The sequence below is a fragment of the Leclercia sp. 119287 genome (assembly GCF_009734485.1).
In the GTDB taxonomy this organism is placed as follows: Bacteria; Pseudomonadota; Gammaproteobacteria; order Enterobacterales; family Enterobacteriaceae; genus Enterobacter; species Enterobacter adecarboxylatus_C.
This window is the reverse complement of the sequence record NZ_CP046445.1, coordinates 1,291,155-1,307,317: the sequence shown is the minus strand read 5'-3', so window position 1 is coordinate 1,307,317 and position 16,163 is coordinate 1,291,155. Positions and strand designations below refer to the sequence as shown.

The window sequence follows — 16,163 nt, the reverse complement described above, 5'->3', positions numbered from 1 at the left end:
CGCTCATCTCACTGGAAATGTAGGCCGGGTAAGCGCTAGCGCCACCCGGCATTGCCTTTAATGGGCACTTTTCGCCTGGGTCACAATCTCTTCATAGTTGGCAGGCATCGGCTGATACGGCGTCTCTTTCGCCGTTGGCTTGTCCTGTTTCAGGGCGGCCAGGGCGGTCTTCAGAGAATACAGCGCCAGCACCACAACCACCACCATAAAGAAGATGGTCAACCCGGCATCGAGACGGTTGTTAAACACCAGCTGTGACAGCTGCGACTCGGTGTACTGCGCAGGGATCTTACCGCTGTCGATCATCGCCTGGAACTTGTTGGCGATAGCGAGGAAGCCCACTTTCGCATCCGGGCTGAAGGCTTTCTGCCAGCCGGCGGTCAGGGTACAAATCAGCAACCACGCCGTTGGCACCAGGGCCACCCAGGCGTAACGCTGACGTTTCATCTTGAACAGCACCACCGCGCAGAGCATCAGCGCCATACCGGCCAGCATCTGGTTAGCGATACCGAACAGCGGCCACAGGGTGTTGATGCCCCCCAGCGGATCCACCACCCCCTGATGCAGGAAGTAACCCCACGCCAGCACGCACAGCGCTGTCGCCAGCAGGTTGGCCGGCAGCGACTCGGTGCGTTTCAGCCCCGGAGAAATCACCCCCAGCAGATCCTGCAGCATAAAGCGCGCCGCACGGGTTCCCGCATCCACCGCCGTCAGGATAAACAGGGCTTCAAACAGGATCGCAAAGTGATACCAGAACGATACATCCATCAGGCCGCCCAGCGCGCCGTGCAGAATGTAGGCCATCCCCACCGCCAGGGTCGGCGCACCGCCCGCACGGGAGATAATCGACTGCTCGCCCACTTCGTTGGCGATCTGGGTCAGGGTATCCGGGGTAATGGCAAAGCCCCAGCCGCTGACGACCTGGGCCGCAGAGGCCACCACGTCTGCCGTACCGGCCGGTGCCAGCACCGCAATCGGGCTGTTCATCGCGAAGTAAACGCCGGGATCGATAATACAGGCCGAAACCAGTGCCATGATGGCAACAAAGGACTCCATCAGCATGCCGCCGTAGCCGATAAAGCAGGCCTGATTTTCATTAGCCAGCATCTTCGGCGTGGTGCCGGAGGCGATCAGGGCATGGAAGCCAGAGACCGCGCCACAGGCGATGGTGATAAACAGGAACGGGAACATGTTGCCGGACCAGACCGGACCGGTGCCGTCGATAAACTTAGTTACCGCAGGCATGGTCAGGGTCGGGCGCATAATCAGAATGCCAATCGCCAGCCCGACGATGGTGCCGATTTTCAGGAAGGTGGAGAGGTAGTCGCGCGGGGCCAGCAGCAGCCACACCGGGAGTACCGCGGCCACAAAGCCATAGCCCACCAGCATCCAGGTCAGCTGCACGCCGGTATAGTCAAAGTACGGGGCCCAGGTTGGGCTCTCGGCCACCCAGCCGCCGGAGATAATGGCGAACACCAGGAAGAACAGGCCAATCACCGACACTTCACCAATGCGGCCCGGGCGCAGGTAGCGAATGTAGATCCCCATGAAGATCGCCAGCGGAATGGTAAAGGCCACGGTGTAAGTCCCCCACGGGCTGTGGGTCAGGGCTTTCACCACAATCATCGCCAGCACCGCAAGGATAATCACCATGATCATGAAACAGGCCACCAGGGCAATTACCCCGGCGGTAGGCCCCATCTCCTCTTTCACCAGCTCGCCGAGCGAGCGCCCGTCGCGGCGGGTGGAGACGAACAGCACCATAAAGTCCTGCACTGCCCCGGCCAGCACCACCCCGGCGAGGATCCAGATCATCCCCGGGAGATAGCCCATCTGCGCGGCCAGCACTGGCCCCACCAGCGGTCCGGCTCCGGCAATCGCCGCAAAGTGGTGGCCAAACAGCACCTTTTTGTCGGTCGGGACATAGTCCAGACCATCGTTATGCCGCACCGCCGGCGTCATGCGCGTCGGGTCGACAGAAAGCACGTTGCGGGCGATAAACTTACCGTAAAAACGATAGGCAATCAGATAGATACAGACCGCTGCGACCACAATCCACAGCGCATTGATCTGTTCACCGCGGTTGAGGGCGATATAGCCCAGCGCAAAGGCGCCCACCACGGAGAGCCCTGCCCAGATGAGGTATTTCCCTGAGTTGTTCATGATATGGTTTCCATCATCGCAGAAGAGAGATGTTACATTTTGTATCTATAACACTCGCTTAAGATTTAACAACTCAACTACACGTAAAAACAGACATCCAACCAGTCATTTACATAACATTGTTAAGCCGATCACTTTCACCCGCTTTCCGTGCCTTATCCAGTTCACAATTCAGGCAATTTTTCCCGTATCTGCGTTTACAGGATGATTTACATCAGTTTTTTTATGGGTTTTATCACCAGAATAGCCTTGCAGGACACTATTTTAACAAGGAAAAGGATATGAAAAGTTTACACCCTGAGGAGTATAAGGTGGGCCCCGGCGCGTATTTCGCACTGGCGTTTGCAGCAGTATTTTTCTCCGGCCTGTTAGGCGGTAAAGAGTGGTACGGCGTGTTTGATTTCACCACGCTTAACGGCGCGTTTGGCAAGGTGGTCAGTAAAGCGAGTCTTAACGAGGGCACCTTAACCACCGCCACCAGCGCCTTTCGCGGCACCGGTGGCAGCGGCGCGATGGATGGTTTTCTGTTTGCCCTCGGGCTGATCCCGGCGGTGATGTTTGCCCTCGGCATGATCAACGTGCTGGAGCATTACGGCGCCCTGCGTGCCGCGCGCAAGCTGCTAACCCCGCTACTGCGGCCGCTGCTGGGCATCCCGGGCACCACCGGCCTGGCGCTGATCGGCAGCCTGCAAAGCACCGATGTGGGCGCGTCCCTGACCCGCAACCTCGCCGACGAGGGGCAGATCAGCGAGAACGAAAAAGATGTCTTCGCCATGTTTCAGTTCTCGGCCGGGGCGATGATCACCAACTTCTTCTCCTCCGGCGCGATCCTCTTCACCCTGGTGGCTATCGACGGCACGGCGGCAGTGCCGACCTCCATCGGAGCCTGCATCGCGGTGATGTTCATCATGAAAATTGTCGGTGCCAATATGATGCGCCTGGTTGTCAGATTCCAGAATAAAGCCCCTGTCACCGCCCCGGCAAAAGGAGAAGCCTGATGAGCGCCCCGAACGCAAATCCTGTTATTACCGACGTCTTTGTCGAAGGCGCCCGCAAGGGCTGGGGCATTGCCACCAGCAGCACCCTACCAAACGTGGTGATGGCCTTTATCATCATCAAAGCGCTGGAGATAACCGGCGCGTTAAAAGGACTGGGAATGATATTCGCCCCGCTGATGGGGCTGTTTGGCCTGCCGGGAGAAGCCGCCGCGGTGCTGATCGGCGGCTGGATGTCGATGGGCGGCGGCATTGGTGTCGCCATCGGTCTGTTTGATAAAGGCATTCTCACCGGCGAGCACCTGGCGATCCTCGCTCCGGCCATCTACCTGATGGGCTCCCAGGTGCAGTACCTCGGGCGCATCCTCGGGGTGATTGGCACCCGTGCCACCCGTATTCCGCTGATGATCGCCATCTCGGTTATCAACGCCTTCTTAGCCATGCTGCTGATGCGCATTATTCTCTGAAAAAGGATCGCTGATGAATCTTGAACACTACATTGAAGAGCTGAAAACCCTGGTCAACGTCGACTGCGGAACCAAAACCCTCAACGGCGTGGCGACGGTGGCGGGCATTATGCAGCGCCTGTGGCAGGCCGAAGGCTGGCATACTGAGCAGGTCGATTTGGGCAGGCAGGTGGGCCCCGGCGTGTTTGTCACCAACAAACCGCAGGCGGAAAAATTTGACGTGCTGCTTGTCGGCCATCTCGACACGGTGTTTGCCCCGGGCACGGTGGCATCGCGTCCGCTGAGTCAGGATGATACCCGGCTTTACGGCCCAGGCGTCTCCGACATGAAGAGCGGCCTGCTCAATATCCTGTGGGCGATGCGCGAGCTTGATGATTCCGATAAACAGCGGCTGTCGATTGCCGTAGCGATGAACCCGGACGAGGAGACCGGCTCGGTGTACTCGCACGAATGGATCGGCGAGCTGGCAAAACGGTCCCGCTGCGTGCTGGTGTGCGAAGCCGCCCGCGCCGACGGGTCGCTGGTGAAAGCGCGTAAAGGGATGGCCGGCTATCAGCTGCACTTCAGCGGCGTGGCGGCCCATGCGGGTAACGACCCGGAGAAAGGCCGTTCGGCGATCGTGGCGCTGGCCCACAGCATTCTGGCGATTAACGGGCTGACCGACCTGACGCGCGGCACCACGCTGAACGTCGGGGTGATCCAGGGCGGCAGCGCGGGAAACGTGGTGGCCGACATCGCCGACGCCGAGCTGGACGTGCGCTTCTGGGAAAACGACGAATACGACCGGGTGCATCAGGCGCTGGAGGCATTATGTGCGAAAGGTTTTCTCGACGGGGTGACCACCACTCTCACCCGCATCAACCACAAACCGGCGATGACCACCAGCGATGAGACGCGTGCGTTGATGGCACGGGTTGAGCAAGCCGGACGCGAAGAGGAGATCGCCATTACCTGGCAGGCGGTCGGCGGCGGCAGCGATGCGAACCATACCGCGGCCTTGGGTATCCCGACCCTCGACGGTTTTGGCCCGATCGGCGCCGGTTTCCACAGCCCGGCGGAGTGGCTGGATAAGGCGTCGATTGAACCGCGGATCAGGTTGTTGAAGCGGGTGGTGTCGATGTTGTAACCATTGTGCAGTTGTGCGCCCGGTGGCGGCTTCGCCTTACCGGGCCTACAAAACCCACGTTTGCGGGTGGATACCCAGTTAAAGCAAAGGGATATAATTACAACTTTTTATATTCACGGTGGCTAAGTATTTTATTTTCATCAAAGGTCAGCACCAGCGTTACGGACTCATCATAAAACACAGGAACGACCACATACAGCGCGCGTCCTTTAACCTTCGAATGATATAACCACGTATTCTGATGGTTGTAATCCTGCGGAATATCGGGTCGCCCCAACAGCAGTAACACATCCTTTTTGGTTGTTTTACCCGTCACCAGCTTTTTATCCAGGTCGCTTTCCTGGAGTTTACTGACGGTTCCCTGTTGCGTACGATCGACATTCCTTATACAACCGCTGAGCATAGCCATATAAAATAAGCCCAACAAAATAAGCCCCGGTATTTTCACACCGAGACTATTTACTTGTGTAACCTTCATATTTTTCGACCTTTTCGTCCAGGTAGATTTGGTTTTCGCTGTCATATTTTAAATGGGTCGCATACAGCACGCAGTAACCACTCTTATCCGAAACTGAAAGGCGAAACTCATAGGTTTCACCTTTTTGCGGCACAAAGGTATAGCTCACAAAGTTACAGCCATAGAGGAACCTGAACCCCACCCGGGTCGGCGTTCCGGCATACACTTTCGCGTCGTAATAGGTTTCTTTATAGCGATCCGGGTCATTGCTGGCTTTCGGGAACCCCAGATCGTGGGTAGGCCGTAACACCACGACGCTGGTAAAATCAACCGCACCATCTTTTTTGCCGTGCTGACTGATCGTAAATCCAGGCGGGTTACCGATCATGCGAACATTTGCCGTGTTTTGCTCAGAATCCGGCGGCGGCGTATAAGGTACTTTACCCCAGTAGGTGGCGCATCCTGATAATAATAATGATGCAGCGAGCGCTCCCGTAATATATCGCATTTTTTCCATTGTCAGTTCCATTATATTCATCCCGCCGGGCAGCATAACGAAAAACCGTAACAGCGACCATCCTGCCGCAATTAAAAGGGGAGTTTTAAGAAAATAGTGATGCTAATTTCGTTAAGATTAAAATAAATGACGCAGGGCGAGAATAATCTCGCCCTGATATTAGCCCAACACCATGGTACTCAACCTACAGGTACAGCAGCGCCGCCCTTGCTCGTCATACACCACAATCTCCCAGCTCTGGCTAGTGCGCCCGAGGTGCAGCGGCTGACACACCCCACGCACCCTCCCCTGCGACACCGCACGATGATGAGTGGCATTGAGCTCCGTGCCTACCACGCTCTGTCCATCACGGGTCATCAGAAAACCGGCCATTGACCCCAGCGTCTCCGCCAGCGCCGCCGACGCGCCGCCGTGCAGCAGGCCAAACGGCTGATGGGTGCGGGCATCCACCGGCATCTCGGCTTCGAGGGTGTCATCACCGATCCGGGTATAGACGATCCCCAGATGCGCCACCATCGTGTTCAGGCTGGAGTCGTTCAGCACCTCCAGGGACAAATGTCGTTTCCAGATCATTCAGGCCCCCAGCGTCGAGCCGCCGTCCACCACGATATCCTGCAAGGTGATGTGGCTGGCGTGGTCAGAAGCGAGGAACAGCACGGTGCTGGCAATCTCTTCAGGACGGGCTATTTTACCCAGCGGAATGCCGAGCTTGAACTGCTCGCCAAAGCCGCGAATACGCTGCTGCTCGGCGTCATCGCTCACCCACAGGGTGCGCTGCATATCGGTATCGGTAGAGCCCGGCGACACCAGATTACAGCGCACGCCGCTGCCCGCCAGCTCGAGGCCGACGGTCAGGGCGAGGCTTTTCAGCGCCGCTTTCGAAGCACCGTAGGCGCTCATGCCGATGCGCGGGGTGTGCGCCGCGTCGGACGCCACGGTGACAATCGCCCCGCCCTGCTGACGACGGAACTGGCCCATCGTCTGCTGGAACAGGTTGAAGGCCCCGCCCACGTTGACCGCAAAGGTCTCCTGCCAGTGGTCCAGCGAGAGCTGATCGGTCGCCCCCATCCGCAGGATCCCGGCGGCATTGACCAGCACATCAAGACGATCGATCGTCGCCAGCAGACGCCCGCAAACCTCGTTCACCTGTACCGCGTCCGCCACGTTCAGCACTTCGGTGGCAAAGGGATAGCTCGCCTGCGGGAAGGCGACGTCAAAGCCAGTCACCTTTGCGCCCGCCTCAGCAAACGCCCGCGCGGTGGCGTAACCGATGCCTTTTCCGGCCCCGGTCACCCAGACGGTTTTTCCCGTGAAATCCAGCATTATTTCACCTCGCGGGAGAGCAGCGCCCACCAGGCATCCAGGGTCGGGTTTTTCGCCAGCATCACGAAGTCGATATCGCCATGCACTTTGCGCCAGCGCGCCGCCAGGGCCATCATCCGCACTGAATCCAGACCGTAGTCGATCAGGTTTTCGTCATCCATCGGCTCGTCGGACTCGTCCAGCAGCGGCAGGATCAGCTCCCGCAGCGCCGCTTTACTGGCCGGCAGCGACGGCAGCAGTTCGTCGGTCATCACCACGCGACCGGAACGACCGGCCACATACTTGAGCGACATCAGGTGCTCATCCCGGGTGAAGTCCGCCAGCGCATCGGCGACGAAGAACGGCTGGATGTCACGCATAAAGGCGTCGGTGGCGGTAGTCATGCAGCCGATATGGGCGTACACCCCGGTGATGATCAGCTGATCGCGGCCGCTCTCTTTGAGCATCTGCTCCAGCGGCGAGCGGTGAAACGCGCTGTAGCGCCACTTCACCAGCACGGTGTCGGCGTCATCCGGGGTCAGCTCCGCGACAATGCGCTGCTGCTCCGGGGAGCGGGTCAGGCCCGGTCCCCACATATCGTTCAGCAGGGCGCGATCTTCATCGCTCTGCTCTTTCGGCTGGGCGGTGTAATAGACCGGGATCCCCTGCTGTTTGCAGTAGTCGCGCAGGCGGGCAATGTTCGCCACTACCTGGGCCATCATCGGGCAGTTATCGCCCCAAAAGTTCAGGAAGTATTCCTGCATATCGTGGATCAGCAGCGCGGCGCGCGCGGGCTCCATCGTCCAGCTGACTTTGTTGGTCGGCAGATCTGCTGCCCCTGGCAGCGCGTAACCGGTTAATTTTGGAATTGCCATCTTCTGCTCCTCAGCCCTGCGCCCGTTCGGCCAGCCACAGGCGTAATTGTTTTTTATCGACTTTGCCTACCGGCGTCAGCGGCAGTGCCTCCAGGCACTCCACGCGATCCGGCAGTTTGAATTCTGCAACCCCCTGCTCGCGCAGGAAGCGGCGCACCTCGACCGCGCGCAGGGGCTTTTTCACCACCAGATACGCACAGCTCTTCTCGCCCAGCAGGCTGTCCTCCATGCTGACCAGCGCGGCGTGGATCACCGCCTCGTGGCGCAGGAGCAGGTTTTCCACCTCTTCGGCGGCGATCTTCTCCCCGCCGCGGTTGATCTGATCTTTTTCGCGACCCTGCACGGTGATATAGCCCTGCTCGTCAATGGCGATCAGATCCCCCGAGCAGTAAAAACCGTTCGCATCAAAGGCGCTGGCGTTGTGTTCCGGGCTCTTGTAGTAGCCGCGGAAGGTGTAAGGCCCGCGGGTCATCAGACGCCCCACCTCGCCGCGCGGCAGCGGATTGCCGTGCTCATCGGCCACCCACACTTCGTCATCCGGGCACATCGGGCGGCCCTGGGTATTCATGATGCGTTCCGGGGCATCATCCAGCGCGGTGTAGTTCACCAGCCCTTCGGCCATGCCGAACACCTGCTGGAGCTGGCAGCCCATCTCCGCCGGAATACGGGCAGCCAGGGTGGCGGAGAGTCGCGCTCCGCCCACCTGCAACAGCTGCAGCGAGGCCAGCTGGGCATTACCAACCCCTTCCGCGATAGCCTGTAGCCACAGGCTGACCGCTGGCGGCACCAGCGAGGTGACGGTGATCTGATGCTGTTCGATCAGTGGGAAGCAGAGCGTGGCGCTCGGATCGTTGGCAAGCACCACGCAGCCCCCGGCCATAAAGATCCCCAGCGTGCCCGGAGAGCTCATCGCAAAGTTGTGCGCCGCCGGGAGGGCGTTCAGGTAACGGGTTTGCGCGCTAATACCGCAGATCTCGTTGCTGCGACGAATGCTGTAGTAGTAGTCGTTGTGGGTGCGCGGGATCAGCTTCGGCGTGCCGGTACTGCCGCCGGAGAGCTGGAAGAACGCCACCTCATCGGCCGGGGTCGGGCTGGCGATAAAGTTCTCCGCCGGACGGGCAATGGCCGTCTCCAGCCCTTCGCCGCGCAGCAGCACCACGCGCACGGAGCGGTGCTGCTCCACAAAGGTGTTGAGGAAGTCGTCGCCGGCAAACAGCCCGTGGGCGCGGTCGGCAATCAGCAGCGCGGGCTCAATCTGGCTGGCGTAGGCGTTCAGCTCGCTGCGCTGATGGCTGAAGAGAGCATTGACCGGAGCCACGCCCACCTGCAACAGCGCGAAGAAGGTGATATAGAACTCGGCGACGTTCCCCAGTTGCACCAGAGCGGTTTCGCCCCGCTGGATCCCCTGCGCCTGCAGCGCGGCTGCGAGGTTATTGACGTACTGCTGGAACTGGCGATACGTAATGCGGCGTTCGCCGTCGATAATCGCCAGCGCATCGCTGTCGGCGTGGCGGGTCAGAATCTCTGTCAGAGGCAGATCCTGCCAGTAACCTTTTTCACGATAGCGGCTGGCGAATTCATCGGGCCAGCGGGTAAAGGGAAGGGTCATGATTAATCCTTAATGCAAACCAAAAACGTTCAGCATGGTGGTCAGTTTGACGCCGGTTTCGCGCCACTCGGCGACCGGTGAGGAGGCAGGCACAATCCCGGCACCGGCAAACAGGCGCACGCTGTTGGCGTGAAGTCGCGCGCAGCGGATGGTCACCACCCACTCGCCGTTGCCTTCGCTGTCGCACCAGCCGACGATGCCGCCGAACAGGTCGCGGTCGAACGGCTCCAGCTCGGCAATCAGTTCTTTCGCCGCCTGGTGCGGGAAGCCGCTCAGGGCCGGGGTCGGGTGCAGCAGGCACGCCAGGGTCAGGGCGTTCTCATCTTCACGCGCTTCGCCTTCCACCGGGGTGGCGAGGTGCCACAGGGTCGGGGTGGTCACCAGCTGCGGCGAGGCAGGCATGGTCAGCTGATGGCTGCGCGGGGTCAGGACCGCCTTCATCGCCTGGGTGACCAGCTCATGTTCGTGACGATCTTTTGCCGAGGCCAGCAGCTTGTTGCCCGCCTCGCGATCGAGCATGTCGTCCGGCTGACGACGGGCGGAGCCGGCCAGCGGCAGGGAGCTGAAATGGGCCCCCTCTTTACGCAGCAGCAGCTCCGGGCTGGCGCCGAGCAGTACCCCGCCATCTTCCAGCGGGACGTGGAAGTTAAAGCTGGCCGGGTTCTGGGCAATCAGTTTTTCCAGCAGCGCACCGCTGTCGAGGTGCTCTTCGGTTGCGATATCGATCAGGCGCGACAGCACCACCTTGTTGACGCGCGGAGTGGCGGTCAGGGCGGCGGCGCGGGCCACCATCTCTTCGAAGGCTAACTGCGCCGGGATCTCGGTGCGGGATTTGACCGTCAAGGGTGCGGTCCGGGCGGCATAGCGGGCAGACTGCTGGCGCGCCGGGCGGGCAAAAGGTTGCCACGCTTGCGGAATGAACAGCGACGACGGCTGGCGGGTATCAAAAGGGATCGCCCCAACCATCACCGGGTTAGCAATCCCGGCGGCTTTGGCATCGGCAAAGGCCTGGGCCAACTGCTGCTGAAACGCGCTGGCCGGATCGTCGCCGCCGACGGCTGGAGTGGAAAAACGGGCAAAGCAGCCAGACGTGGTAAAGCTGCGATAGGGCGACATAAAGAAGAAGCTGTCTTTGTGCAGCGTGGTCGCGGTGTGCTGAACGTCCTCAGCCAGTGACGTATCCATATCATCCTCCTGAAATGATAAAAGCAGTAAGAATTATTATCATTTATATTTTCGCTCGCTAACCTAATCCCAGAGCGCGATGGTGTCAACCGCCTACAGCGCAACTTGTGCGACTATCGCTTGCATCCCTGCGGCTCATTCATGAAAATGAGAAGCATTAACTTCAACGAAAACAGGATGCCCCTTAGTGAAACTGCCCGCTGTTTGTCGTAACACCCTGCTTTTAACCGGACTTTTAATTTCAGGATTAACCTCAGCGCTTGCCGCCGACTGGCCGCGTCAGGTCACTGACAGCCACGGAACCCACACGCTGGAAAGCAAACCGACGCGGATTGTCTCCACCAGCGTGACCCTCACCGGCTCCCTGCTGGCGATTGATGCCCCGGTAATTGCCAGCGGCGCCACCACGCCGAACAACCGGGTGGCGGACGATCAGGGCTTTTTGCGCCAGTGGGGCGAGGTGGCAAAACAGCGTAAGCTGGCGCGCCTGTATATCGGTGAGCCGAGCGCCGAAGCCGTTGCCGCCCAGATGCCGGATCTGATCCTGGTCAGCGCCACTGGCGGGGATTCTGCCGTGGCGCTGTACGATCAGCTGTCGGCCATCGCCCCGACGCTGGTGATTAACTACGACGACAAAAGCTGGCAGGCGCTGCTGACCCAACTGGGCACCATTACCGGACAGGAGAAGCAGGCCGCGGCGCGGATTGCGGAATTTGATACACAGCTCACCCGGGTCAAACAGCAGCTGAAGCAGCCGCCGCAGCCGGTGAACGCCATTGTCTATACCGCCGCCGCCCACAGCGCCAACCTGTGGACCGCCGAGTCGGCGCAGGGCAAGCTGCTGCAACAGCTGGGCTTCTCTCTTGCCACTCTGCCCGCCGGGCTGAACCCGTCGCAGAGCCAGGGCAAACGCCACGACATTGTGCAGTTAGGGGGAGAAAATCTGGCGACCGGGCTGAACGGCGAAGGGCTGTTCCTGTTTGCCGGGGATCAGAAGGACGTGGATGCGATCTACGCCAACCCGCTGCTGGCCCATCTCCCGGCGGTGCAAAACAAACGCGTCTGGGCGCTGGGCACCGAGACCTTCCGCCTGGATTATTTCAGTGCGATGCGGGTGCTGGAGCGTTTAGAGGGGTTGTTTAAGTAAGGGGCGGCCTTGTGCCCGGTGGCGCTGCGCTTACCGGGCCTACGGTTCGTGCGGTTGTGGGTGTTGTAGGCCGGGTAAGGCGTAGCCGCCACCCGGCACATTCCACCGCATTAAACCGGAGCAGGCTCCTGCCGGAACCGGCGCAACTCCGCTAACCCCACCAGCAGTATTGCCCCCACCATCGCCAGCATAAACCCGCTGCTGCTGGCCGACGCCACCGGGGTCATAATCACCCCCAGCCCGCCGAGAATGGCGGCGCCAATCGCATCGCCGGTCACGTTCTGCGCCGTCCACAGGCCGTTGATGCGCCCGAGCATCGCTTCCGGGGTCTGGGTCTGGATCAGGGTGTATTGCAGCAATGAGCTGACCGCGCTCAGCCAGCCGAACAGCGCCAGGCAGATCGCGCCCAGGGCCCAGAACGGCATCAGGCTGAAGAAACCAATCGCAATAAACGAGGCCAGGGTTGCCACCAGCATAATCAGCCCCGGACGGGCGCTCTGCGCAAGGTTGCCGCTGGTGAGCGCGCCAAAAGCCGCACCCAGCGGGATCGCCGCATACAGCAGGCCAATCTGCGACACGCTCATCTGCCACTCAATCGCCAGCGCCGGATAGAGCACCCGCACCGCGCTCGCCATCGTCAGCAGGCCACCCAGCAGGGCGATGCCGCCAATCAGCGGGTTGCTGAACAGAAAGCGGATCGCCGCCATCAGGGATTTCAGCGGATGCTCACGCGGCTGCGGCGGAGGTGGCAATAAAGGCAGGCGCAGCAGGGTTAAGGTGGTGATGAAGGTACCCGCCGCCGCCAGGCCGTAGTTCCAGGCGACGTTCCCGGTGCCGAGCAGCAGGCCGCCGACCATCGGCGAGATCACCGAGCCCAGACGCACGGTGAGCATAGTGATGGCGCCTGCCTGCATCAGGTTTTCGCGCCCTACCAGCGCCGGCGTTGCCGCCAGCAGCGCCGTTACCCCGAGGGAGGCAAAAAAGCCGTCCCACAGGCCCAGGGCATAGATGGCGATTAACGACGGCTCCGGCAGCATCGCGTTCAAACATAACCCGACAAAGCCCACCCCACAGGTGCCGCGCGCCAGCAAAATCAGCTTCTTACGCTCGTAGCGATCCGCCAGCACCCCGCCGACCATCAGACCGATAAACATCGCTCCACCGGTCAGGGTGACGGAGAGCCCCACCAGCCAGCTGGAGTGGGTCATTATCTGGATTTGGACCGGTACGGCCACGCCGAGCAGGCCAAGGGATAAAATGGAGATAAAACGGGCAATAAAAACAGCACGAAACGCCGGATGGGTCTTCAGCAGGCTCAGATTGAGCAGCCAGGATTGTCGGGTCATTACAAAGCCTTAATGGTTTCTTTTGTACCAATTCCATGGCCGCACATGCTAACATAGCTAAATAAGATAGATAACGATAATTACTATCATTATCAAATCATGGACGTTGCTATGTCGTACTCCTCTTCCGCGTCACGCGCCCTTGCCGTGCCCGGTTTACTGTTACTGCTCGCGTTTGCCGTCGCCCTCAGCCTGTCGGTGGGTGCGAAACCGCTGCCGTTTTCCGTGGTGGTCGATGCCCTCACCGCCACCTGTCAAAGCGCCGACTGCACCATCGTGCGGGATGCCCGACTTCCGCGCACCCTCGCCGGACTGCTGGCCGGTGCCGCTCTCGGTCTCGCCGGCGCGCTGATGCAAACCCTGACCCGCAATCCGCTGGCCGACCCGGGCATTCTCGGGGTTAACGCCGGGGCCAGCTTCGCCATCGTGCTGGGCGCGGCGCTGTTTGGCTTCTCCTCCCCCGGCGAACAGCTGGTGATGGCGCTGTGCGGGGCCTTTTCCGCCTCGCTGCTGGTGGCCTTTACCGGCAGCCAGGGCGGGGGCCAGCTTAGCCCGGTTCGCCTGACGCTTGCGGGCGTGGCGCTGGGGGCGGTCCTGGACGGTCTCTCCAACGGCATCGCCCTGCTCAACCCCGACGTCTACGACCAGCTGCGCTTCTGGCAGGCGGGCTCGCTGGATATCCGCACCCTGCAAACGTTACAGGTGGTGAGCGTGCCGGTGCTGATCGCCGCCGCCGTAGCGCTGTTGTTAAGCCGGGCGCTCAACAGCCTGAGCCTCGGCAGCGATACCGCCACCGCCCTCGGCAGCCGTGTGGCGCGCACCCAGTTTCTCGGATTACTGACCATTACCGTCCTGTGCGGCAGCGCCACGGCGGTGGTGGGCCCCATCGCCTTTATCGGCCTGATGATGCCGCACATGGCGCGCTGGCTGGTGGGAGCCGATCACCGCTGGTCCCTGCCGGTGACGCTGCTTGCCACCCCTGCCCTGCTGCTGTTTGCCGACATTATCGGGCGTCTGCTGGTGCCCGGCGAGCTGCGGGTGTCGGTGGTGAGCGCCTTTATCGGCGCGCCGGTGCTGATTTTCCTGGTGCGCCGCAAGCGCGGAGGTGGATTGTGATGGCCCCGTCCCGTCGTTTAGTTATCAGCTGCCTGATGCTGGTGCTGGTCAGCCTCGGCGTAGCCCTGTTTAGCCTGCGCAGCGGGGCGGTGACGCTCGATTTCGCTCAGGTCTTCAATGCCCTGACCGGCAGTGCGCCGCGTAATATCACCATGGTGGTCACCGAATGGCGTTTACCGCGGGTGATGATGGCCCTGCTGGTCGGCGCGGCCCTTGGGATCAGCGGCGCGATTTTCCAGTCGCTGATGCGCAACCCCCTCGGCAGTCCGGACGTGATGGGCTTTAACACCGGGGCATGGAGCGGCGTGCTGGTAGCGATGGTGCTGTTTGGTCAGCACCTGACGGCCATTACGCTGGCGGCAATGGCGGGCGGTATTCTCACCTCGCTGATCGTCTGGGCGCTGGCCTGGCGCGACGGCATTGAAACCTTCCGCCTGATCATCATTGGCATCGGCATGCGCGCCATGCTGATGGCCTTTAACACCTGGCTGCTATTGCAGGCGTCGCTGGAGACCTCGCTCTCTGCCGGGCTGTGGTTCGCCGGGTCGCTCAACGGCCTGACGTGGGCCAAAACCCTGCCCGCCGCCCCGCTGATCCTGCTGATGTTTGTCTGCGCATTACTGCTGGTAAAACGGATGCGTCTGCTGGAGATGGGTGACGACAGCGCCTGCGCGCTGGGCGTCAGCGTCGAGCGTTCGCGTCTGATGCTGATGCTGGTGGCGGTGGTGTTAACCGCCGCGGCCACCGCCATTGCCGGGCCGATCTCCTTTATTGCGCTGGTAGCACCGCATATTGCCCGCCGTCTGAGCGGTACCGCCCGCTGGGGGTTAACCCAGTCGGCGCTGTGCGGATCGCTGTTGCTGCTGGCGGCGGATCTCTGCGCCCAGCAGCTGTTTATGCCGTATCAACTTCCGGTGGGCGTAGTGACCGTCAGTCTTGGCGGTATCTACCTTATCGTCTTGCTTGTTCAGGAGTCCCGCAAGAAATGAGTGCCAATCTGACCCGCTTGCGCGGCGAAAATCTGACCCTCGGCTACGGCAAAAAAACCGTGGCTGAAAATTTACAGGTGGCGATCCCCGACGGCCACTTCACCGCCATTATCGGCCCTAACGGCTGCGGGAAATCAACCCTGCTGCGCACCCTCAGCCGCCTGATGACGCCGCTTCATGGCAACGTTTTCCTCGATGGCGAGCAGATTCAGCGCTTTGCCAGCAAAGAGGTGGCGCGCCGGGTCGGGCTGCTGGCGCAAAACGCCACTACGCCGGGGGATATCACGGTGCAGGAGCTGGTGGCGCGCGGGCGCTATCCTCACCAGCCGCTGTTTACCCGCTGGCGTAAAGAGGATGAACTGGCGGTCACCAAAGCGATGCAGGCCACCGGTATTACCGACCTGGCGGCGCAGAGCGTGGATACCCTCTCCGGCGGACAGCGTCAGCGGGCGTGGATTGCGATGGTGCTGGCCCAGGAGACATCGATCATGCTGCTGGATGAGCCGACCACCTGGCTGGATATCAGCCATCAGATCGACCTGCTGGAGCTGCTGAGCGACCTGAACCGCACCCAGGGCTTTACCCTTGCGGCGGTGCTGCATGACCTCAATCAGGCCTGCCGCTATGCTACCCATTTGATTGCCCTGCGCGAGGGGAAGATTGTGGCCGAGGGGGCGCCGAAGGAGATTGTCACCCCGGCGTTGATCGAGCGGATCTACGGGATGCGCTGCATGATTATTGACGATCCGGTGGCGGGCACGCCGCTGGTGGTGCCTTTAGGCCGACGTTAAATGCCGGGTGGCGGCTTCGCCTTACCCGGCCTACGAAACCCATTACGGCACGGACCCCAGGCCCGGCAAGCGCAGCGC

The 16,163-nt window shown here is 60.9% G+C and carries 16 protein-coding genes; 7 read left to right on the top strand and 9 right to left on the bottom strand.

Annotated features, from left to right (window positions below):
* Positions 1 to 57: 57 nt before the first annotated feature.
* A complete protein-coding gene (gene cstA, locus GNG27_RS06310) occupies positions 58 to 2,163 on the bottom strand; it encodes a pyruvate/proton symporter CstA (RefSeq protein ID WP_156263174.1) in 2,106 nt (701 codons plus the stop codon).
* 281 nt (positions 2,164 to 2,444) lie between these two features.
* On the opposite strand from cstA, the gene GNG27_RS06305 reads away from it, so the two are divergent.
* From GNG27_RS06305 to GNG27_RS06295, 3 genes are read left to right on the top strand one after another with little or no spacing between them, the layout of a single operon-like run.
* Positions 2,445 to 3,161, top strand: a complete 717-nt coding sequence (locus GNG27_RS06305; RefSeq protein ID WP_142488616.1) for a nucleoside recognition domain-containing protein — start codon at positions 2,445 to 2,447, stop codon at positions 3,159 to 3,161.
* A complete protein-coding gene (locus tag GNG27_RS06300) occupies positions 3,161 to 3,625 on the top strand; it encodes a YjiG family protein (RefSeq protein WP_142488614.1) in 465 nt (154 codons plus the stop codon). The genes GNG27_RS06305 and GNG27_RS06300 overlap by 1 nt, the downstream gene beginning before the upstream one ends.
* Positions 3,626 to 3,638: 13 nt before the next feature.
* Positions 3,639 to 4,751, top strand: coding sequence for a M20 family metallopeptidase (locus tag GNG27_RS06295; RefSeq protein ID WP_156263173.1), 1,113 nt, complete (start codon positions 3,639 to 3,641; stop codon positions 4,749 to 4,751).
* A 97-nt stretch (positions 4,752 to 4,848) separates the two neighbouring features.
* On the opposite strand, the gene bamE is transcribed toward GNG27_RS06295, so the two are convergent.
* The 7 genes from bamE to entC all read right to left on the bottom strand — a co-directional run bounded on the left by bamE (position 4,849) and on the right by entC (position 10,696).
* Positions 4,849 to 5,229, bottom strand: coding sequence for an outer membrane protein assembly factor BamE (bamE, locus tag GNG27_RS06290; RefSeq protein ID WP_231600432.1), 381 nt, complete (start codon positions 5,227 to 5,229; stop codon positions 4,849 to 4,851).
* Positions 5,207 to 5,737: a hypothetical protein gene (locus GNG27_RS06285; RefSeq protein WP_231312897.1), complete on the bottom strand. Its 531-nt coding sequence runs from the start codon at positions 5,735 to 5,737 to the stop codon at positions 5,207 to 5,209. Before GNG27_RS06285 ends, bamE begins: the two co-directional genes overlap by 23 nt.
* 147 nt (positions 5,738 to 5,884) lie before the next feature.
* Positions 5,885 to 6,298, bottom strand: a complete 414-nt coding sequence (entH, locus tag GNG27_RS06280; protein WP_156263172.1) for a proofreading thioesterase EntH — start codon at positions 6,296 to 6,298, stop codon at positions 5,885 to 5,887.
* On the bottom strand, positions 6,299 to 7,045 hold the full coding sequence (entA, locus tag GNG27_RS06275; RefSeq protein WP_156265074.1) for a 2,3-dihydro-2,3-dihydroxybenzoate dehydrogenase EntA: 747 nt from the start codon (positions 7,043 to 7,045) through the stop codon (positions 6,299 to 6,301).
* A gap of 2 nt (positions 7,046 to 7,047) precedes the next feature.
* Complete coding sequence (locus tag GNG27_RS06270; RefSeq protein ID WP_142488609.1) at positions 7,048 to 7,902, bottom strand: isochorismatase; 855 nt, start codon at positions 7,900 to 7,902, stop codon at positions 7,048 to 7,050.
* 10 nt (positions 7,903 to 7,912) lie between these two features.
* Positions 7,913 to 9,511 (bottom strand): (2,3-dihydroxybenzoyl)adenylate synthase EntE, encoded by a 1,599-nt coding sequence (gene entE / locus GNG27_RS06265; protein WP_156263171.1) that lies wholly within the window; start codon positions 9,509 to 9,511, stop codon positions 7,913 to 7,915.
* 9 nt (positions 9,512 to 9,520) lie between these two features.
* Positions 9,521 to 10,696, bottom strand: a complete 1,176-nt coding sequence (gene entC / locus GNG27_RS06260) for an isochorismate synthase EntC (RefSeq protein ID WP_156263170.1) — start codon at positions 10,694 to 10,696, stop codon at positions 9,521 to 9,523.
* 187 nt (positions 10,697 to 10,883) lie between these two features.
* Between entC and fepB the strand changes: the two genes are divergently transcribed.
* The gene (gene fepB / locus GNG27_RS06255) at positions 10,884 to 11,843 is read left to right on the top strand and encodes a Fe2+-enterobactin ABC transporter substrate-binding protein (protein ID WP_156263169.1); all 960 of its coding nucleotides are present in this window, start codon (positions 10,884 to 10,886) and stop codon (positions 11,841 to 11,843) included.
* Between the two features lie 110 nt (positions 11,844 to 11,953).
* Here fepB and entS read toward each other — a convergent pair whose 3' ends face one another.
* On the bottom strand, positions 11,954 to 13,189 hold the full coding sequence (entS, locus tag GNG27_RS06250; RefSeq protein ID WP_142488601.1) for an enterobactin transporter EntS: 1,236 nt from the start codon (positions 13,187 to 13,189) through the stop codon (positions 11,954 to 11,956).
* A 111-nt stretch (positions 13,190 to 13,300) separates the two neighbouring features.
* Here entS and fepD point away from each other — a divergent pair, with 111 nt between their 5' ends.
* The 3 genes from fepD to fepC are packed head-to-tail and all read left to right on the top strand — an operon-like array spanning position 13,301 to position 16,085.
* The gene (gene fepD / locus GNG27_RS06245; RefSeq protein ID WP_156263168.1) at positions 13,301 to 14,305 is read left to right on the top strand and encodes a Fe(3+)-siderophore ABC transporter permease; all 1,005 of its coding nucleotides are present in this window, start codon (positions 13,301 to 13,303) and stop codon (positions 14,303 to 14,305) included.
* A complete protein-coding gene (gene fepG / locus GNG27_RS06240) occupies positions 14,305 to 15,294 on the top strand; it encodes an iron-enterobactin ABC transporter permease (protein ID WP_142488597.1) in 990 nt (329 codons plus the stop codon). Before fepD ends, fepG begins: the two co-directional genes overlap by 1 nt.
* The gene (gene fepC, locus GNG27_RS06235; RefSeq protein ID WP_156263167.1) at positions 15,291 to 16,085 is read left to right on the top strand and encodes an iron-enterobactin ABC transporter ATP-binding protein; all 795 of its coding nucleotides are present in this window, start codon (positions 15,291 to 15,293) and stop codon (positions 16,083 to 16,085) included. Before fepG ends, fepC begins: the two co-directional genes overlap by 4 nt.
* The last annotated feature ends 78 nt before the right edge of the window (positions 16,086 to 16,163 follow it).